This is a genomic window from Pseudomonas sp. B424, from assembly GCF_055408345.1.
Genome location: NZ_JBUZTL010000033.1, coordinates 23,289 through 41,875, shown reverse-complemented (window position 1 = coordinate 41,875; position 18,587 = coordinate 23,289). Strand labels below are relative to the sequence as shown.

Here is an 18,587-nt window from a genome sequence, read left to right as displayed (position 1 = left end):
AGCCTTTTTGGGTACTTTTTCGGCGTTTGGAAAAAGTGCCTCGCCGTAAGGGCGAAACCCGTAGAACGCCGTGGCGCATCGAATGGATATGTACGCTGTAAATCAGCTGTAAAAACAACAGAACCACCGGGTACATATCCGGCATTCGCGTTTAACTGAAATACAGGTTTCGCTCTTACAGCGAGTCCCTTTTGCAAGGACCCAAAAGGAACCAAAAAGGCCTTGCCCTGCCATACGGTCGAGGTCGCCCAGGCTCCCCCGGTGCCCTCACTCCGGCACTGTTATGGGGGCACGCCGCGACGGGCCATCCATGGTCCATCGCGGCTGGCGCGGCGTCCTGCCGCGCCACCCCCATAACAGCACCTGCGTCCTGTCTCCTGTGAGGGGCATTCGCGTCGCTTGATTAATCCCGTGGCTACAGCAAAAGCAAAGGTTAAAGCTTGAAACTGCACAACCCCATGTGGGAGCGGGCTTGCTCGCGATGCAAGCGGCGCGGTATTTGAGTTGAATCGCGCCGATGCCATCGCGAGCAAGCCCGCTCCCACAGAGGAGATGTGCGAGTCTCGCAGACCTCGCCGCCAAACAGGCCGGCCGGTCGGCCGCCTCGGCGGGCATTGCTTTTGATCTGCCCGCCCCTTCGGGAGGCCGAGTGGAGGTTCTGCGCAGTGGGTCTTCCGGCATGGATGCCGGGAGAGCCGTGTTGGGCCAAGGATGGCCCGTCACGGCGTGCCCACGGAGCGGGACCGGAACGAGGGACACCTGAGCGCAGCGAGGGCCGTACGCCGGGGCAAGCCTTTTTGGGTACTTTTTCGGCGTTTGGAAAAAGTGCCTCGCCGTAAGGGCGAAACCCGTAGAACGCCGTGACGCATTGAATGGATATGTACTCGGGATGAATAACTGCAACACCAAGTACATATCCGCCACACACGCCCAACTGGAATGGGGGCATTCGCGTTGTTCGTACATTCCCCTGGCTACAGCAAAAGCAAAGGCAAAGGCAAAAGCAAAAGCAAAGACAATAACCAGATTTGAAACAACACCCTTTTATGTGGGAGCGAGCCTGCTCGCGAAACAGGCGACACGATCTTCCTGGCAAACCCCGGTGATGCCTTCGCGAGCAGGCTCGCTCCCACAGCCGCTCCCACACCAGCTCTCACAGCGGATTGGAGGATGCCTCGCAGGCAAGCCCGGCTCCCGCAAAAATTCAAACTGCTTTCCAGCCCACCTGTTCAAGGGCAGCCAGCAAACGCTCAGGCTTGAGCGCCAGCACAGTATTGCCACAGCCCGTCAGGTCCTCAGCACCAAGCATGGCATTGAGAATGGCCTCTTCCACCGCATCCGCCGCTGCCGCAAACAGCGGCGAGATGTAGTCGTTATTGACCATCTGCAACGCCGTGGTCGGCTCACCCGGATGGCCAAAGTTGGCCGCCGGCAGGTTGTTGTTGCCCACCGCAAAGGCAATGAAAATATCGCCGCTGGAATCCTCGGTACCTCCCCCCACTCGCGCCAACCCGACACTGGCACGCTGTGCAAGACGAGTACATTGGTGAGGCAACAAAGGCGCATCGGTGGCGATGGTAATCACGATTGACCCCATGCCCGGCACGCCGACATTGACTGCGCTTTTAAACGGCGACGGCACATCGTCCAGCACCGTGCCTACCGGGTAACCACCCACCCGCAAGGCTTCGCGCACGCCGTAGTTGGCCTGTACCAGCGCGCCCACGGTCCAGCCGCCCTGCGCCGGGCTCAATACCCGCGAAGAGGTGCCGATCCCGCCCTTGAATTCGTGGCAGATCATCCCCGTGCCGCCACCGACATTGCCTTCTGCAACCGGGCCGCTCCGGGCCGCTTGCAGGGCAAGGTGCACATGCTCGGCGGTGACGTGCTGCCCCCAAATGTCGTTCAGCGTGCCATCGTAGGTTTCCAGCACCACGGGCATGCACCAATAGGTGTGCTGCTTGCCCATCTCACGCTCGGCAGCCACCAGTGCATCGCGAACCACGCCAACACTGTGGGTATTGGTATAGGCAATCGGCGACGTCAGCAAACCGGCCTCGCGAATCCACTCCAGCCCTGTGGCGTCGCCATTGCCATTGAGCACATGCACACCCGCAAAGCACGGCTGCAGGTGGGTGGCCCCGGCCCGGGGCTCAATCACGGTCACACCGGAGTGGATGGATACTTCGTCGGTTTCAACATTGATCGTGTGATGACCGACACGCACCCCGGGGACGTCGGTAATGGCGTTGTACACGCCCGGAGTGCCTGAACCGATGGTGATGCCAAGCTCACGGATACGCATGGTGCTGTTCTCGTCTTTCGATAAAGTGCCCCCAGTGTAGAAACCCGACAGGCACTTGGCGATAACCCCCATTCACTACCCCCGAGGGGTTACTTGTCCGACTTGATGCTGGTCCAGACCCGGGTCCGTACGCGTTCCAGCTTTTGCGGCAACGGCTGCACCACATACAGGCTGGCAAGGGCCTCGGGGGTGGGTGTCAGGTTCGGGTTGCCGGTGATGTCACGGTTGATCAGTGCCAGCGAGTCCTCGTTGGCGTTGGGGTAACCCAGAAAATCGCTGATCCCGGCAATCACCTTGGGCTCCAGCAAGTGGTTAAGGAACTCATGGGCCTCGGCGACGTTCTTCGCACTTTTGGGGATGGCGAACGTATCAAACCAGATCGGCGCGCCTTCTTTCGGCAGGCGCCAGTCGACTACCACGCCGTTACCCGACTCTTTGGCCCGGTTGCCGAACTGGTAAAAACTGCCGGAGTAACCGATGGCCACGCAGATATCGCCATTGGCAATGTCGGTCATGTATTTGGCCGAGTTGAAGTACGTCACGTACGGGCGGATCTTCAACATCAGCTCTTTGGCTTTTTCATAGTCGGCCGGGTTCTGGCTGTTGGGGTCCAGGCCCAGGTAATGCAGCGCTATTGGCAGGATTTCCGAAGGTGTATCCAGCATCGCCACGCCACAGGACTTGAGCTTGGCCATGTTCTCGGGCTTGAACACCAGGTCCCAGCTGTCCACCGGTGCGTTGTCACCCAGCGCGGCCTTGACTTTGGCCGGGTTGAAACCGATCAGCACCGTGCCGTACATGTAAGGCACGGCGTACTGGTTACCGGGGTCGTTGGTCTCCAGCAGCTTGAGCAACGCAGGGTCTTGATGCTGCCAGTTGGGCAGTTTTGACTTGTCCAGTTTCTGGAATACGCCGGCCTTGATCTGGGTATCGAGAAACTGGTTGGACGGCACCACCAGGTCATACCCGGAGTTGCCCGTCAGCAGTTTGGCTTCCAGGGATTCGTTGGTGTCGAAGGAGTCCCAGGTCACTTTGATGCCCGTCTGTTTCGCGAAGTCCTTGGGTACGGACGGCAGGATGTAGTCCGCCCAGTTGTACACCCGCAACTGGCGCTGTTCGGCGTGCGCCGCGCCGGCCAGCAGGGTCAGACCGCAAACAGTGGCGCCCAGCAAGCGTTTCATAGTGTCCATGGATCAGTTCCCCGAATGTGGCGTGAGATCGATAGTTGTTATGTTCTGTACACGGCAGCGGCCTGCAAATGGCCAAGGGCAAGGACGGTAAAGTTTATTGTTGTGTGGTGGGTGGGCTTGATTCTTGCTGACAGACTCCCGGGTTCACAGTGGGGAGCGGGCCAAAAGGGGATCGTTGCGGCCATTATGCGTGTCCGAATCTATGTCCGGCCGTGCCGGGCCACCGCCCAAAAAATCAGAATGAACGGATGTGCAACCAGCGCCTCCAAAGCAGGCACTATGCATGCGCGCCACGCCCATAAAACGTACGAACACACCTGAACGAAGAGGATTCGATGACTTATTCCGCTGCCGATAACCGCTACGATTCCATCCCTTACCGCCGCGTGGGCCGCAGCGGGCTGGTGCTGCCGGCACTGTCTCTGGGGCTGTGGCACAACTTTGGCGACAGCACGCCCATCGACACCCAGCGCGCCCTGCTGCGCACCGCGTTCGACCTGGGGATCAACCACTTCGACCTGGCCAACAACTACGGCCCGCCCTACGGCAGCGCCGAGACCAATTTCGGCCGTTTGCTGCGTGAAGATTTCAAGCAGTACCGCGATGAGCTGATCATCTCCAGCAAGGCCGGCTGGGACATGTGGCCCGGCCCTTACGGCCAGGGCGGCGGCTCACGCAAATACGTGCTGGCCAGCCTTGACCAGAGCCTGCAACGCATGGGGCTGGACTACGTGGATATTTTCTACTCGCACCGTTTCGACCCGGACACGCCACTGGAAGAAACCGCCAGCGCCCTGGCCACGGCCGTGCAACAGGGCAAGGCGCTGTACATCGGGATCTCGTCGTATTCCGGAGTGAAGACCCGGGAAATAGCCGCCTTGCTCAAGGAGTGGAAAGTACCGCTGCTGATCCACCAGCCGGCGTACAACCTGCTCAACCGCTGGGTTGAACAGGACTTGCTGGACACCACCGACGAGCTGGGCGCCGGCGTGATTGCCTTCACCCCGCTGGCTCAGGGGTTGCTGACCGACAAATACCTCAATGGCATACCGGCTGATGCGCGGGTCAACCGTCCGGGCGGTGGCTCGTTGCAGGCTTCGCACTTGTCCGAGAGCAATATTGCCCATGTGCGGGCGCTCAACGAGATTGCCCGGCAACGGGGCCAGAGCCTGGCCCAGATGGCACTGGCCTGGACCCTGCGCGACCCGCGGGTGACCTCGGCGCTGATCGGTGCCAGCCGGCCGGAGCAGATCATCGAGAACGTCGGGGCATTGCAGAACCTGACCTTTAGCCCGGAGGAACTGGCCAGCATCGACCGCTTTGCCCAGGAAGGCGGGATCAACCTCTGGAAAAAACCGTCTACAGCGCAGTAGTCAACAGACCTTGGCCCTCTCCCCCGGGGAGAGCGCTAAGGGGCCTGACCCACTAACCGCTCCGCCAACGCCTTGGCCTGCAAGGCAACGTCAGTCACCGCGGTGCTTTCCCACCACTGGCCACGCAGCGGCGGCCCCATGGCAAACAGGCGCTGCGCCGGTACCGACGCAGCATTCAACACCGCCCCGCCCGGGTCCGCCGCAATCCCCAACCCCAAATTACCCGGCCGGATCAGCCCGCGCTGCAACAGTTGCCGGGGCAAGGCTTTATCCACCCGACGCCAGTCGTACTCGATACCGGTGGAGTTGATCAGCCCATCCCCTTCGACCCACACCGCTTCATCCTGACCACGGTAGCGCAGACGAATTCGCGGGCCCGAGCTATCGACCCCTTGCAATGACGCCGCACGGATACTCAGCCGCCCCTCCTTGAGCAATCGCTCCAGCAAAGCATTGCCCTGGGGCGGCGAGCGATGGTGATGGCTTTCCCACCAGGGCCGCACATGACGCACAAACTGGCGGCGCTCCCTGTCACTGGCCTGACTCCAAAGCCTGGCGATATGCACCCGCACGGTGTCCAGCGGCGCCTGCCAGTCAATGCCCTGCGCCTGCGCCAGGGCACATTGGCGCCTAAGCTCTCGCAGCAACTGCAAGGGGCTGCGCAGATCCGGCGCCAGGCTCAAAAAATCTTCCCAGGCGGGTGGCTGACGGCGCACATGGGGCAGCAGGCCGTGACGCGAAAACACCTCGATCGGCCCGCGATGCCCGGCCTGATTCAGCGACTCCAGCGCATCGACCATGGTCAGCCCCGAGCCGATGATCAGCACCCGGGCGTCCACAGGCAATCCGCGCAACGCTTCAACATCCCAAGGGTCCAGCGCCGCCGCGTTAAGGCCACTGGACTGGCGCTGGGCGGTACGGGCGGCCGGGAACATCCCGGTGGCCAGCACCACAGCCCCGGCCTGCCACGCGGCACCGTCCTTGAGCGTGACTGCGACCCCGTGCTCAAGGGTTTGCAGGTCGATGACTTCGTCGCGCACGTGGGTCAGGCTGGAGCCGTTGCGCTCGCCAATCGCCAGCGCCTGGGCCAGACGTTGCCGGGCATACAGCCCGAACAGCCCGCGTGGCGGGAACAGCTCGGCCACCGGCACCGACTGTTGATCGGACTCAGGCCAGCCGCCGTCAGCGATATACGCTTGCAGCCAGCGGGTCAGGTCATCGGCATCATCCGGCTCGACGCTCATGCGCGCGGCATTGCCGTTCAAGGTATGCCCCAGTTCGGTGGCGCTGTAGGCCTCACCCCGCCCCAGTTCCGCCCTCGGCTCCACCACGACGATCTGCCGGGCGCCGGGCAACCGCAGCAGCTGCATGGCCAACATGGCGCCGCTCAGGCCACCGCCAACTATCAACACATCGGCCTCACGGATGGCAGGGTTTGCCTGTCCGGTTTGCGGCTTATTCATGGTTATTCACTCGTTCCAGGATTTTTAAGCGCTGAGCACAGGATCGATGCGCCGACACCGTTCATGTGTCGGCGCATCGAACGACTCCTGAAGCTACCCATTGCACGAGCTTTTGCACAGGCCATGCCAGTTTTAATTACTGCGGACTATGCCCATGACACACCTCTTGCGGGAGCGCCGCTGCGCGAGCTTGACCAGCTCGCGCAGTGTCCGGATTCACTTCAATCTGTTGCTCAACTGTTGCCGGACGAACAGCTGTCCTGCAACGCGCGCGGGCGATGGCTGCGCAGCTCGGCTGCCGGAGCAGCTGCCGGCTGCAACTGGAAGTCGAATCTCAGCTCGGCATAACGCCCCGTCACATCACGGGCACCGTCGTCACGAAACTGCACTTCGCCCACCAGACCATCGCGGGTGGCATAGGCAAAGTCGTCCCACAGGTACTTGTCGCCCGACAGGTTGATCTGGGTGGTCAGGTGGCGGTGGCCGGGGGCCGAGATAAAGAAGTGCACATGGGCCGGACGCTGGCCGTGACGGCCCAGCAGGTCAAGGCATTCCTGGGTCGGACCTTGCGGATCGCAACCGTAACCCGAGGGCACGATGCTGCGGGCGCGATAGCGACCTTCGGCATCGGTAATGATGCGCCGACGCAGGTTGTATTCGGACTGGCTCTGGTCGAAGAACGAGTAAGTGCCTTTGGTGTTGGCATGCCACAGGTCGACAGTGGCACCGGCCAGCGGCTGGCCCTGAGTGTCGAACACCTGGCCTTCGAGGAACATTACGGTGGCAACGCCCTCCTCGCTGCCGTCATCCATGCGCGTCTGGCCTTCGAACACCGGGGCACCGGCCACGTACAACGGGCCTTCGATGGTACGCGGGGTGCCGCCAGTCAAGCCGGCCTGTTCATCCTTGGCGTCCTGCAGCAAATCGAGGAAGTGCTCGATGCCAAGACCCGCCACCAGCAGCCCGGCCTCGGAACGGCCGCCCAGCCGGTTGAGGTAGTCCACGGACTTCCAGAATTCGTCTTCAGTGATTTCCAGGTCTTCGATGATTTTTGCGCTGTCTTGCAGCACGCGCAGGATGATGCTTTTGAGGCGCGGATTGCCGTTGTCGCTGCCAAAGCCGGCGGCTTCTTTGAAGAAGCTCTGAATACCGTCAGTGTGGGTAATTTTCACGGTCATGAGGCTCACCTTATCTTGTTCTTATGCAAGGGAATTAAAGCGTTAGCGGTCGTCGCTGTGGATCGAGGACGGATGGCGGCACAGCCCTTCGATCTCGATGTCCATGTACGGGAAGAGCGGCAATTGCAGCAGGGTGTCGTGCAATGCCTCGACGCTGGCCACGTCAAATACGCTGTAGTTGGCGTAGTGCCCGGCAATGCGCCACAGATGGCGCCACTTGCCCTCCTGTTGCAGGCGCTGGGCCAGTTCCTTTTCGTCTGCCTTGAGTTTCGCGGCCTTGGTCGGGTCCATGTCCAGCGGCAGGTTGACGGTCATTTTTACGTGGAAAAGCATGGGGTTCTCCTTGAAGAAATAGGGGAAGTGGCTGTGGGAGCCGGCTTGCTCGCGAGAGCATCAGCGCGGTTGGCCTGGTGCACCGAGCCGTCTGCATCGCGAGCAAGCCCGCTCCCACAGGGGTTATTCGGAGTGTTAACGGCTAAACCGCGCCAGACGCTCTTCATCCAGCGTCAGGCCCAGGCCCGGGGTACGCGGGATGTGCAGTTCAAAATCGCGGTACTGCGGCGCCTCGGTGACGATGTCCTCGGTGAGCAACAGCGGCCCGAACAGCTCGGTGCCCCAGGTCAGTTGTTTGAGGGTGAGGAAGGCATGGGCCGAGGCCAGCGTGCCCACCGTGCCTTCCAGCATGGTGCCGCCGTACAGGGCGATACCGGCCGCTTCGGCGATGTGCGCGGTGCGCAGCACAGCGCGGGGGCCGCCGTTTTTGGCGATCTTGAGGGCGAATACGCTGGCTGCGCCGTCGGCCGCGAGGCTGAAAGCGTCTTCAACACTTTCGATGGACTCGTCGGCCATGATCGGCGCCGGGCTGCGCTGGTTCAGGCGCACCTGCCCCGAGCGGTTGACCCGGGAAATCGGCTGCTCGATCAGGTCGATACCGTTGTCACCCAGCACCTGACAGCCACGGATGGCCTGGGACTCATCCCAGTACTGGTTCACGTCGACCCGCACGCTGGCGCGATCGCCCAGGGCCTTTTTGATCGCGAGCACATGCTTGAGGTCCTGCTCCAGCGGGTTGGCGCCGATCTTCAACTTGAAGATCCGGTGACGGCGCGCCTCCAGCATCTGTTCGGCTTCGGCAATGTCGCGTGCGGTGTCGCCGCTGGCCAGGGTCCAGGCCACTTCCAGGCTGTCACGTACCCGACCGCCCAGCAGCTCGCTGACCGGCAGCCCCAGGCGCTTGCCCTGAGCGTCCAGCAGCGCGCTTTCGATTCCGGACTTGGCGAAGGTATTGCCTTTGGCAATCTTGTCCAGGGTCTGCATGGCGGCATTGATATTGGCCGCAGGCTTGCCTGTCAGCATCGGTGCCAGGTGCGCGTCGATGTTGGCCTTGATGCTTTCCGGGCTCTCGTAGCCGTAGGCCAGGCCGCCGATGGTGGTGGCCTCGCCGATGCCTTCGATACCGTCGCTGCAACGCAGGCGCAGGATCACCAGGGTCTGCTTGCGCATGGTGTGCATCGCCAGCGTGTGCGGGCGGATGGTGGGCAGGTCGACGATCTGGGTCGTCAGGCTTTCAATCAGGACTTGGTTCATTTGAGTGTTCCCGTCAGGTACTGGATACCGGCCCTTCAGCCGAGGTCGCCGCCGCCGACCGGCAGGGTTACGCCGGTGATATAGGAGGCATCGTCGCTGGCCAGAAACAGAATCGCGCCGACCTGTTCATCCAGCGTGCCGTAGCGTTTCATCAGGCTGGTGTCGAGGGTCTGGTCGACAATTTGCTGGTACCAGACTTTCTCGTCCGGCGTCGGCTGGGCTTCATTGCGCGCAATCCGCCGCGGCGGTGCTTCAGTACCGCCCGGCGCGGTGGCGTTGACCCGAATGCCGCGCTCGGCGTTCTCGAACGCCAGGCAGGCGGTCAGTGCATTCACCCCGCCCTTGGCCGCGCCGTAAGGCACGCGATTGACACTGCGGGTGGCGATTGAAGACACGTTCACGATCGCGCCATGGCCCTGTTCCAGCATGTAGGGCAGCGCCGCATGGCAGCACCACAGGGTGGGAAACAACGAACGGCGCACTTCAGCCTCGATTTCTTCGACCTGGTAGTGCTCGAACGGCTTGGCCCAGATGGTGCCGCCCACGTTATTGATCACGATGTCGAGCCGGCCGAAGGCTTTTACCGCCTCGGCCATCACCCGAACGCAGTCGGTGTATTGCTCAAGGTCAGCCGTCAGGGTCAGCACGCCCTCACCCTGCAGCTCGAAAACCAGCTCGGAACGATCCACCGCAATAACGCGTGCGCCTTCAGCCAGCAAGCGCTCACACACACGGCGGCCGATGCCTTGGGCAGCGCCGGTTACCAGCGCGACCTTGTTGTCGAATCTGTTGTTCATGGCAACCTCGTATAAGAAGGAATCAAGCGGCAGCGGCGAATTTTTCGTAGTAGAAATTGGCCGGTGTAATGCCTTGCTCGCGGATATAGAGATTGACCGCCTCAACCATCGGCGGCGGACCGCACAGGTACACATCGACATCGCCCTGGTTCAGATGGCAAGGCTCGATATGCTGGGTGACGTAGCCCTTGAGCGGGTGCTGGCTCTGCGGGTTGGCCACGCAGGCACTGAAGCTGAAATTGGCAATGCGGGCGCTCAAGGCCTGCAGGCGATCCAGTTCAACCAGGTCAAAGTCGTTGCTCACGCCATAGATCAGATGCACCGGGTGCGGGCTGCCCTGCTCGGCGATTTTTTCCAGCATCGCGGTAAACGGTGCCAGCCCCGTGCCTCCGGCCAGCAGCAACAGCGGGCGCTGGATCTGGCGCAGATAGAAGCTGCCCAGCGGCCCGGCCAGGGTCATGCTGTCGCCTGCCTTGGCAATGCCGGTCAAGAAGCTGCTCATCAACCCGCCCGGCACATTGCGAATCAGAAAGCTGACCTCGCCGTCCTTTTGCAGCGTGCTGAAGGAATAGGCCCGTGACTGGTCGCTGCCCGGTACGTTCAAGTTGACGTACTGACCCGGCAAAAAGGCCAGGCTGCTCAGGGACTCGCCCTTGATCGACAGCGCGATCGTGCTCTCGGACAACTGGCGCACATCACTGATGCTCGCTTCAAAACTGGCCTGCCGGGTCTTGCACACCGTCGAAGAAGCCGGCACACGCAATACGCAGTCGCTGGCGGCACGCATCTGGCAGGTCAGCACATAGCCCTGCTCAACTTCATCTTGGCTTAGCGCGTCTTCGATGTATTCGTCGCCCAGCTCGTAGGTTCCGGCTTCGGCAAAGCACTTGCAGGTGCCGCAGGCACCGTCGCGGCAGTCCAGCGGGATATTGATGCCCTGGCGGTAGGCCGCGTCGGCGACGGTTTCCTGGCCGTTGGCTTCGATAAAACGGGTAACCCCGTCTTCGAAATTGAGCGCAATTTGAAAGCTCATAATGTACCTCGCAGGCAATGCCGGACCCGGGTGCCCGCAGGCACCTTCAAGCACGCATCACAGCGTTGATCAGATGTGGTAGATGTCGATGACTTGACGCACGTAGTCGTTCTTGAGCACTACTTTTTTGGCCTTGATCAGCGGCTGGGTGCCGCGCAGGTCGAGGGTGTAAAAGCTGGTGCCGAAGTAGCTGTCGGTGGTCTTGTAGCGAAAGCTCAGGGTGTGCCAGTTGAAACGCACGCGGCACAGCCCGTCGGCCTCGTCGACGATCTCGATATTGCTCAGGTTGTGCGAGGTGCGGGTGTCCGGCATGGTCGCACTGGAGCGCTCGGTCTTGATCCGGAACACGCGGTCTTCCAGACCGCCACGATTGCCGTACCAGATCAGCGAGATTTCGCTCTGCGGGTCTTCGGTCAGGGTGTCGTTGTCGTCCCAGCACGGCATCCAGAAACTGGCATCGGCGGCATACAGCTCCAGCCACTCGTCCCACTGGCCGTCGTCCAGGTAACGCGCTTCGCGATACAGAAATTCGCACACCATCCCATAGAGGCTGTTCATTACACGGCCTCCACGGGGATCAGCTCGGGTTCGCACGCCGAGGCCTTGAGCATGGTTTGCTGCCAGTACTTGTGTTGCAGCACAAACAGACCTTCGTCTTCGGTACGAACACCGGACAGCAAGGGCTTGAGGTCGATTTCTTCGGCGCCGGCATCGGCACCTTCAATCCAGTGCTCGGCACCACGTGACATGTCGTTCCAGCCGCGACCTGCGCCATAACCGGTCTGGCACGAGCGGAACTCTTCGAGGTCATCCGGGGTGGCCATGCCGCTGACGTTGAAGAAGTCTTCGTACTGACGAATGCGTTTGGTGCGTGCCTCGCTGCTCTCGCCCTTGGGCGCGATGCAGTAAATGGTGATCTCGGTCTGGTTGACGGAAATCGGCCGGGCGATACGGATTTGCGAGCTGAACTGGTCCATCAGGTACACGTTGGGGTACAGGCACAGGTTGCGCGAGTTATCGATCATCCAGTCGGCACGGGCCTGGCCGAAATCGCGGGCCAGCTCGTCGCGGCGCTCGTAGGCCGGGCGATCCTCGGGGTTGGCCCAGCGGGTCCAGAGCAGCAGATGGCCGTGCTCGAAGGAGTAGAAACCGCCACCGCTCTTGGCCCAGCTTCCGGCGCTCATGGTTTTGATTTCTTCGCCGGCTTCACGCAGGGTGCGCTGGTTTTGCGTGGCGGCGTAGTTCCAGTGCACGGAACTGACGTGGTAGCCATCGGCGCCGTTTTCGGCGGCGAGCTTCCAGTTACCTTCGAAGATATAGGAACTGGCGCCGCGCAGTACTTCCAGGCCATCGGCGGACTGGTCGACGATCATGTCGATGATCTTGGCCGACTCACCCAGATGCTCGGCCAGGGATTTGACGTCGGGGTTGAGGCTGCCAAACAAAAAGCCGCGATAGGACTCGAAACGGGCAACTTTGGTCAGGTCGTGGGAGCCTTCGCAATTGAAACCTTCGGGATAGCCGGCCGCGCTCGGGTCCTTGACCTTGAGCAACTTGCCGCTGTTATTGAAGGTCCAGCCGTGGAACGGGCAGGTATAGCTGGCCCGGTTGCCGGTCTTGTGCCGGCACAGCATGGCGCCGCGATGGCTGCAGGCGTTGAGGAACGCGTTGAGTTCACCGGCCTTGTTGCGCGCGATGAAGATCGGCTGGCGGCCAATGGTGGTGGTCAAAAAATCGTTGACGTTGGGGATCTGGCTCTCGTGTGCGAGGTAGATCCAGTTACCCTCGAAAATATGGGTCATTTCGAGTTCGAAGAGATCAGGGTCGGTGAACATCTCGCGCTTGCAGCGGTAGATGCCCTTCTCCTTGTCATCTTCAAGCATGGCATTCAAGTAATCGATTCCCAGGGACATGGCCGGGGCCTCCGTTGTTATTATCCAGGCCGGGTCAGGTTAGGGAATCGATTCAAGGCGCAATATCCGTTTACTGCGGATCGCTATCCGATTAGTGCACGCAAGACGGTTATTTCTGTGGGAGCGGGCGTGCTCGCGATCCAGGCAGCGCGGTGTTCCGGTGACACCGAAGCGATCCGGTCGCGAGCAAGCCCGCTCCCACAAGTGCCGTTGCTCAGTGCCGGCGCTTGAGGGTGCTTGAGGGCAGCTCGCCGAACTGCAGGCGATAGCTTTCGGAGAAGCGCCCCAAATGCAAAAAGCCGTAATCGAGCGCCAGCTCGGTCAGGCTGCGCACCGTGCAACTCGGGTCGTTCAGGCAGGCGTGGACACGTGCAAGCTTGCGTTGGCGGATGTACTGCAAAGGCGTCACGCCCAGCTGGCGCTCGAACAGGGTGTACAGCGAACGCTGGCTCATGTGCGCCTGTACGGCCAGGTCCTCACCGCTCAGCTCCTGCTTCAGGTTGCGCTCGATGTAGTCGAGGATGCGCTCGATTCCGGCATGGGGCGATGCAAGGTTTTCACGGCTGATATTGGTCTGCATCAGGGTCAGCAGCTTGCTGCCGACAATCTGCGTGTAGTGCTCCTGTACCCGCAGCAGCGGGTCGCTGGCTTCGGACTCCTGGCACACCATGCCCAGCAGCCCGAGAAACCCTTCCAGTTCATCGAGCCGGTAGTGATTGCGTACAAAGCGCACCCCGTCCGCAGGCCGCTGCCAGCGCTGTTCGTCGCAGATGGCTTCGAGCACGTGGACCGGCAGCTTGAGGATGAACTTTTCGCAATCCTGGGAGTAGGTCAGGTCGACCGGATCGTCCGGATTGATCAGCAGCAGCTCGCCCGGCACCAGATGGTGCTCGCGGCTCGGGCCACGCCACAGGCAATTGCCGCTCAACAGCACCTGCAAGTGGAAGATGGTCTCCAGCGCGGGGGAAGTCACCCGCACACTGCCGCCATAACTGATGCGGCACAGGTCCAGTTCGGCGAATTTTCGGTGATTGAGGCTGGCCAGCGGCCGGGTGGTTCTGGAAAGGCCAATGCAGTGATGGCCGACATGCTGGTTCACATAATCGGACACGGCATGAGGGTCAGCGTGTCGGAACACGCTACTGCGCTCGCTCAGCAGGCGGCTATCCATCGGCAAGGTACTCGGTGCTGTCATTATTTTGGTTGTCACATACGCCAGAGTAGGCACGGTCGCCGGGACAGATCAATTAGACACCTGGCTAATGTCCGGTAACCGAACACTTTTAGCTGGCCGGTTGCGCCACTCCGGTTTGAGACGACATAACCTGTGCGGCTTAAAACAACACAAAAGAGAAGATCCAGGACATGAGCAAAGCGGCGAACAACCACAGCCCCTACTTCACCGTCGACGATAAAACCCTGGCCACGGGCGTGAAGGCCCATGTGCAGTTTGTGATGAATTATCCGGGGCGGGTACAGGGGAGCTGAATCTGTGGGAGCGAGCCTGCTCGCGAAGCAGGCTACGCGGTATGTCAGGCAAACCTCAATTGCGCTGGTTCTCCCGAATCAGCTTCTTGTTGATCTTGCCCACACTGGTTTTCGGGATCTCCACAACAAAGTCAAACTGCTTGGGAATCGCCCACTTGTTGATCCGGCCACACGCCACAAACTGCTGCAAGTGGGCTTCAAGTATCGGTTGATCGAGTACATGCCCGGGGGCACACACCACCAGTGCCATGGGTCGCTCGCCCCATTGCTCGTCCGCAATGCCCACCACGGCCACAGAGATCACTGAGGCGTGCTCGCTGATCAGGCTTTCCAGGTCCAGGGAGCTGATCCACTCGCCTCCCGTCTTGATCACATCCTTGATTCGATCCTTGATTTCCACCCTGCCCGCAGGGTCGATGGAAGCCAGGTCGCCGGTGTGCATCCAGCCGTCCTGCCACAGTTCGGCACCTTTTTCGGGCTCGTGCAAATAGCCCTGGGTCAGCCAGGGCGCACGCACGACGATCTCGCCCAGGGACTCGCCATCGTGGGCAACGGCATGGCCGTCGGCATCGATGATTTTCAGATCCACCATCGGGGTGGGCATCCCGGTCTTGATGCGCAGGCTGAGCTGCGCTTGCGTGGACTGTTCGAGCTCGGCCCCGCTCAAGTAGCTGGTGCACAGTAACGGGCAGGTCTCGGACATGCCGTAGCCACTGTGTACCTGGATGCCTTTGGCGCTGGCCTGGGCGGCAATCCCCAGGGTCAGGGCACTGCCGCCCAGGAGCATTTTCCAGCCGTCCAGGCGCGTGTTCTTCGCCTCGTCGCAACCCAGGATCATTTGCAAGACAGTCGGTACGCAATGGGAGAACGTGACCTTCTCTTCGCGAAACAGCCGGACCAGACTGTTGGGCTCGTAGCGCCCGGGGTACACCTGCTTGATCCCCATCAGGGTCGCCACATACGGCACGCCCCAGGCATGCACGTGGAACATCGGGGTGATGGGCATATAGACGTCATCGCAGCGCACCAGCGGCATGCTCTGGTAGCCACTCAGTGACCCCGTGGCCGTCAGGGTATGCAGCACCAGCTGGCGGTGAGTGAAATACACCCCTTTCGGGCTGCCGGTGGTACCCGTGGTGTAGAAAACCGTCGCCACCGAATTTTCATCAAAGTCGGGGAAGTCATAGTCGGGCGAGGCCCGGGCCAGCAGGTTTTCATATTCCCCCAGCAGCGGCAGCGGCGTGTCGGGCGCGGCGTTGTCCGAGAGCCGGATAAAGCCTTTGACGGTGGTCAGCCGGTCATGGATCTGCTCGATCAAGGGCACAAAATCATCATGCACCAGCACCAGGTCATCCTCGGCGTGGTTCATGGTGTAAAGCACCTGATCCGCGGACAGACGAATATTGACCGTGTGCAGCACGGCGCCAATCATCGGTACCGCAAAAAAGCATTCCAGGTAGCGGTGGCTGTCCCAATCGAGCATGGCCACGGTGTCCCCGGCCTTGACCCCTGCAGCAGTGAGCGCATTGGCCAGCCGGCGAATGCGCTGGTTGAGGGTCGTGTAGCTGTAGCGCAGTTTGTCGGCGTAGACGATCTCGTTGGTGGCGCCGTAGCGCTCACCCGACAGCAGCAGGCTCTTGATCAACAACGGGTACGCATACGCGCCGGGGGCTGGTGGAATTATTTTTGTTTTCAGCATGACTGATCTTCCCGATCCGGTTATTCAGACGTTGTGAGGGCATGGCGCATGCCCGATGGTTTACCGTTGGTGTTCTCGCGGGTGCACACCGTTGCTGACTCATCTGCTCCAGCATGGCGGCGCAACGCAGGCTCGCGCAACAGGAAGTACGACAAAGCCGGAATCAGGATCAACGCCCCCAGCATGTTCCACAGGAACATGAAGGTCAGCAGGATGCCCATGTCGGCCTGGAACTTGATCGGCGACCAGACCCAGCACACCACGCCGGCCGCCAGGGTGATGCCCACCAGCCCCACGACCCGGCCGGTAAACGACACCGCCTTGCGGTACGACTCGCCCAGCGACAGGCCCTGGCGCTGGTAATGCAGTTGCACGCTGAGCAAGTACAGCGCGTAGTCCACGCCGATCCCCACGCCCAGGGCGATCACCGGCAGGGTCGCCACTTTCACCCCGATGCCCATGAACACCATCAACGCCTCACACAGGATCGAGGTCAGCACCAGTGGCAGCAAGGCCACCAGTGTGGCGCGCCAGCTGCGAAAGGTGATCAGGCAGAACAGCGTCACCGCCGCGTACACGTAAAGGAGCATGGTGCGGTTGGCTTCGCGCACCACGATATTGGTCGCAGCCTCGATGCCCGCCGTACCGGCTGCCAGCAGGAACTGGCGATCCGGGGTGCTGTTGTCTTTGGCAAAACTGTCGGCAATGGCCACCACATCATCCAGGGTCTGGGCCTTGTGGTCCTTGAGAAAGGCAATCACCGGCATCAGCGAGCAGTCGGTGTTGAACAGCTCCGGGGAGTTGACCGAGGCCTGCTGGGCCGCATAGTTGAGCACGTCCTGGTTGCGCTGGATGCTGTTGAGCTTGGGGTTGCCCTCATAGGAGCCTGCCGTGATCTGGCGCACCGCGTTCACCAGCGACGACGTTGCCTGTACCCCGGGCGACTGTTGCAGCTGCCAGGCCAGGCGGTCGGCGAGGATCAGCGTCTGGTAGTTCAGACAACCTTCCGGGGCGGTCTTGATCATCACCGCGAACAGGTCGCTGGACAGCGCGTAGTGGCTGGTGATGTACGCGTTGTCGCGGTTATAGCGCGAGTCGGCGCGCAGCTCCGGGGCGCCGCTGTCCAGATCCCCGATTTGCAGGTGCAGGCTGGCCGCAAAGCCGCCAATGCCCATCAGCACCGCCACCAGGACCGCGCCCGTGGCCCATTTGCGGGTGGTGAAACGGTCGAGCAGATCCCAGAGTTTTCCGAAACCTTTGTGCCCGTCCGTGCGGGTCTCGATTTCCAGGGCGCGCTCCGCCGCCTTGCGCCCGACGCCGATGTAAGACAGTGCCACGGGCATCAGCAACAGCGAGGTAAAGATCAGCACCGCCACTCCGATACTGGCGGTGATGGCCAGGTCCTGGATCACCGGAATATCGATCAGCATCAGCACCGCAAAGCCCACCGCATCGGCCAGCAGCGCGGTGACACCGGCGATAAACAGCCGGCGGAAGGTATAACGGGCAGCTATCAGCTTGTGGGTGCCACGGGCGATGTCCTGCATGATGCCGTTCATCTTTTGCGCCGCATGGGACACGCCGATGGCGAAGATCAGGAACGGCACCAGCACCGAATAGGGATCAATGGCATAACCCAGCCAGGCCACGATGCCCAGCTGCCAGACCACGGCGACCAGCGAACACCCCACCACCAGCAGGGTGCTGCGCACACAGCGGGTGTACAGATAGATGATCACCAGCGACGTGATCACGGCCAGGCCGAAGAACATCATCACCTGAATCAGGCCGTCGATCAGGTCGCCCATCAGTTTGGCGAAGCCGATCACCCGCACCTTGTACTGACCCTTGCCCTCCTCCCCGGACTTGCGTGCGGCGCTGTCACCTGCGTACTCGATCCTGTCCCGCAGCTGTTCTTCGAGCAGCCGCGAAAATTGCTGGTAGTTGATGCCCTGACCGGTGGCCGAGGTTTTATCCAGCAGGGGCACGATCAGCATGCTGGATCTGTAGTCGCTGGCCACCAGGCTGCCGACAATCCCGGCACGGTTGATGTTCTGGCGCAGCTGCTCGATGTCCGCCGGTGAGCCCTGATAGGTCCCGGGCATCACCGGGCCGCCCTGAAAGCCTTCCTCGGTGACTTCCGTCCAGCGCACGCCCGGGCTCCACAGCGACTTCATCCAGGCCCGGTCAACGCCTTCGGTGATGAACAGCTGGTCGTTGACCTGCTTGAGCACATCCAGATAGGCGGGGTCGAAAATATCGCCCCGGGTGTTTTCCACCACCACCCGCACCGAGTTGCCCAAACCGCGCAACGACTGGCGGTTATCCAGGTAGTTCTGGATGTAAGGCTGGCTCCGGGGGATCATTTTTTCGAAACTGGGACGCAGTTCCAGACGGGTCAGCGCCATATAACCCAGCAGCACGGTGACCAGCGCCATCAACAACATGAACAGCGGGCGGTAGTTGAACACCAGCCGCTCCAGCAGGTTGCCGGACTGGCGATCGAAGTCACGCAGATCGCGGATCACCGGCATGGTGTCTTGCTTGATATTGCCCATGTC

Annotated in this window: 15 protein-coding genes; 2 read left to right on the top strand and 13 right to left on the bottom strand. The window is 61.3% G+C overall.

The genetic code is table 11. From position 1 onward, the window contains the following. Positions 1-1,204: 1,204 nt before the first annotated feature. Together ACZRMS_RS23965 and ACZRMS_RS23960 are read right to left on the bottom strand one after the other, a co-directional pair. Positions 1,205-2,305, bottom strand: coding sequence for a DmpA family aminopeptidase (locus tag ACZRMS_RS23965; protein WP_463997349.1), 1,101 nt, complete (start codon positions 2,303-2,305; stop codon positions 1,205-1,207). A gap of 89 nt (positions 2,306-2,394) precedes the next feature. Beyond that, on the bottom strand, positions 2,395-3,495 hold the full coding sequence (locus ACZRMS_RS23960; protein ID WP_463997348.1) for a polyamine ABC transporter substrate-binding protein: 1,101 nt from the start codon (positions 3,493-3,495) through the stop codon (positions 2,395-2,397). A gap of 335 nt (positions 3,496-3,830) precedes the next feature. On the opposite strand from ACZRMS_RS23960, the gene mgrA reads away from it, so the two are divergent. After that, positions 3,831-4,868 carry an L-glyceraldehyde 3-phosphate reductase gene (gene mgrA, locus ACZRMS_RS23955; RefSeq protein ID WP_463997347.1) on the top strand — a complete coding sequence of 346 codons (1,038 nt, stop codon included), beginning with the start codon at positions 3,831-3,833 and terminating at the stop codon, positions 4,866-4,868. A 35-nt stretch (positions 4,869-4,903) separates the two neighbouring features. On the opposite strand, the gene ACZRMS_RS23950 is transcribed toward mgrA, so the two are convergent. From ACZRMS_RS23950 to ACZRMS_RS23910, 9 genes are all read right to left on the bottom strand, one after another. Continuing rightward, entirely contained in the window at positions 4,904-6,331 is a 1,428-nt protein-coding gene (locus tag ACZRMS_RS23950; protein WP_463997346.1) for an FAD/NAD(P)-binding protein, read from the bottom strand. Between the two features lie 233 nt (positions 6,332-6,564). After that, positions 6,565-7,509 (bottom strand): catechol 1,2-dioxygenase, encoded by a 945-nt coding sequence (gene catA, locus ACZRMS_RS23945; protein WP_463997345.1) that lies wholly within the window; start codon positions 7,507-7,509, stop codon positions 6,565-6,567. Positions 7,510-7,551: 42 nt separating this feature from the next. Continuing rightward, complete coding sequence (gene catC / locus ACZRMS_RS23940) at positions 7,552-7,842, bottom strand: muconolactone Delta-isomerase (protein ID WP_048361578.1); 291 nt, start codon at positions 7,840-7,842, stop codon at positions 7,552-7,554. 135 nt (positions 7,843-7,977) lie between these two features. After that, positions 7,978-9,096, bottom strand: a complete 1,119-nt coding sequence (locus tag ACZRMS_RS23935) for a muconate cycloisomerase family protein (protein WP_463997344.1) — start codon at positions 9,094-9,096, stop codon at positions 7,978-7,980. A 35-nt stretch (positions 9,097-9,131) separates the two neighbouring features. Continuing rightward, entirely contained in the window at positions 9,132-9,893 is a 762-nt protein-coding gene (locus ACZRMS_RS23930) for a 1,6-dihydroxycyclohexa-2,4-diene-1-carboxylate dehydrogenase (RefSeq protein WP_463997343.1), read from the bottom strand. Between the two features lie 22 nt (positions 9,894-9,915). Continuing rightward, positions 9,916-10,926, bottom strand: coding sequence for a benzoate 1,2-dioxygenase electron transfer component BenC (gene benC / locus ACZRMS_RS23925; RefSeq protein ID WP_463997342.1), 1,011 nt, complete (start codon positions 10,924-10,926; stop codon positions 9,916-9,918). A gap of 69 nt (positions 10,927-10,995) precedes the next feature. Continuing rightward, positions 10,996-11,484 (bottom strand): benzoate 1,2-dioxygenase small subunit, encoded by a 489-nt coding sequence (gene benB, locus ACZRMS_RS23920; RefSeq protein WP_463997341.1) that lies wholly within the window; start codon positions 11,482-11,484, stop codon positions 10,996-10,998. After that, entirely contained in the window at positions 11,484-12,839 is a 1,356-nt protein-coding gene (gene benA, locus ACZRMS_RS23915; RefSeq protein ID WP_463997340.1) for a benzoate 1,2-dioxygenase large subunit, read from the bottom strand. Before benA ends, benB begins: the two co-directional genes overlap by 1 nt. Positions 12,840-13,053: 214 nt before the next feature. After that, complete coding sequence (locus ACZRMS_RS23910; RefSeq protein WP_463997351.1) at positions 13,054-14,010, bottom strand: AraC-like ligand-binding domain-containing protein; 957 nt, start codon at positions 14,008-14,010, stop codon at positions 13,054-13,056. 194 nt (positions 14,011-14,204) lie between these two features. Here ACZRMS_RS23910 and ACZRMS_RS23905 point away from each other — a divergent pair, with 194 nt between their 5' ends. Next, the gene (locus ACZRMS_RS23905; protein ID WP_463997339.1) at positions 14,205-14,327 is read left to right on the top strand and encodes a hypothetical protein; all 123 of its coding nucleotides are present in this window, start codon (positions 14,205-14,207) and stop codon (positions 14,325-14,327) included. 55 nt (positions 14,328-14,382) lie between these two features. Here the strand turns inward: ACZRMS_RS23905 and ACZRMS_RS23900 are convergent, their stop codons facing one another. Beyond that, positions 14,383-16,026: a fatty acid--CoA ligase gene (locus ACZRMS_RS23900; protein ID WP_463997338.1), complete on the bottom strand. Its 1,644-nt coding sequence runs from the start codon at positions 16,024-16,026 to the stop codon at positions 14,383-14,385. A 20-nt stretch (positions 16,027-16,046) separates the two neighbouring features. Then, positions 16,047-18,584 carry an efflux RND transporter permease subunit gene (locus tag ACZRMS_RS23895; RefSeq protein WP_463997337.1) on the bottom strand — a complete coding sequence of 846 codons (2,538 nt, stop codon included), beginning with the start codon at positions 18,582-18,584 and terminating at the stop codon, positions 16,047-16,049. Positions 18,585-18,587 lie beyond the last annotated feature (3 nt).

Coding starts and splice junctions, on each gene's coding strand:
- ACZRMS_RS23965 (WP_463997349.1), bottom strand. CDS start 2,305: ATGCGTATCCGTGAGCTTGGCATCACCATCGGTTCAGGCACTCCGGGC.
- ACZRMS_RS23960 (WP_463997348.1), bottom strand. CDS start 3,495: ATGGACACTATGAAACGCTTGCTGGGCGCCACTGTTTGCGGTCTGACC.
- mgrA (WP_463997347.1), top strand. CDS start 3,831: ATGACTTATTCCGCTGCCGATAACCGCTACGATTCCATCCCTTACCGC.
- ACZRMS_RS23950 (WP_463997346.1), bottom strand. CDS start 6,331: ATGAATAAGCCGCAAACCGGACAGGCAAACCCTGCCATCCGTGAGGCC.
- catA (WP_463997345.1), bottom strand. CDS start 7,509: ATGACCGTGAAAATTACCCACACTGACGGTATTCAGAGCTTCTTCAAA.
- catC (WP_048361578.1), bottom strand. CDS start 7,842: ATGCTTTTCCACGTAAAAATGACCGTCAACCTGCCGCTGGACATGGAC.
- ACZRMS_RS23935 (WP_463997344.1), bottom strand. CDS start 9,096: ATGAACCAAGTCCTGATTGAAAGCCTGACGACCCAGATCGTCGACCTG.
- ACZRMS_RS23930 (WP_463997343.1), bottom strand. CDS start 9,893: ATGAACAACAGATTCGACAACAAGGTCGCGCTGGTAACCGGCGCTGCC.
- benC (WP_463997342.1), bottom strand. CDS start 10,926: ATGAGCTTTCAAATTGCGCTCAATTTCGAAGACGGGGTTACCCGTTTT.
- benB (WP_463997341.1), bottom strand. CDS start 11,484: ATGAACAGCCTCTATGGGATGGTGTGCGAATTTCTGTATCGCGAAGCG.
- benA (WP_463997340.1), bottom strand. CDS start 12,839: ATGTCCCTGGGAATCGATTACTTGAATGCCATGCTTGAAGATGACAAG.
- ACZRMS_RS23910 (WP_463997351.1), bottom strand. CDS start 14,010: ATGGATAGCCGCCTGCTGAGCGAGCGCAGTAGCGTGTTCCGACACGCT.
- ACZRMS_RS23905 (WP_463997339.1), top strand. CDS start 14,205: ATGAGCAAAGCGGCGAACAACCACAGCCCCTACTTCACCGTCGACGAT.
- ACZRMS_RS23900 (WP_463997338.1), bottom strand. CDS start 16,026: ATGCTGAAAACAAAAATAATTCCACCAGCCCCCGGCGCGTATGCGTAC.
- ACZRMS_RS23895 (WP_463997337.1), bottom strand. CDS start 18,584: ATGGGCAATATCAAGCAAGACACCATGCCGGTGATCCGCGATCTGCGT.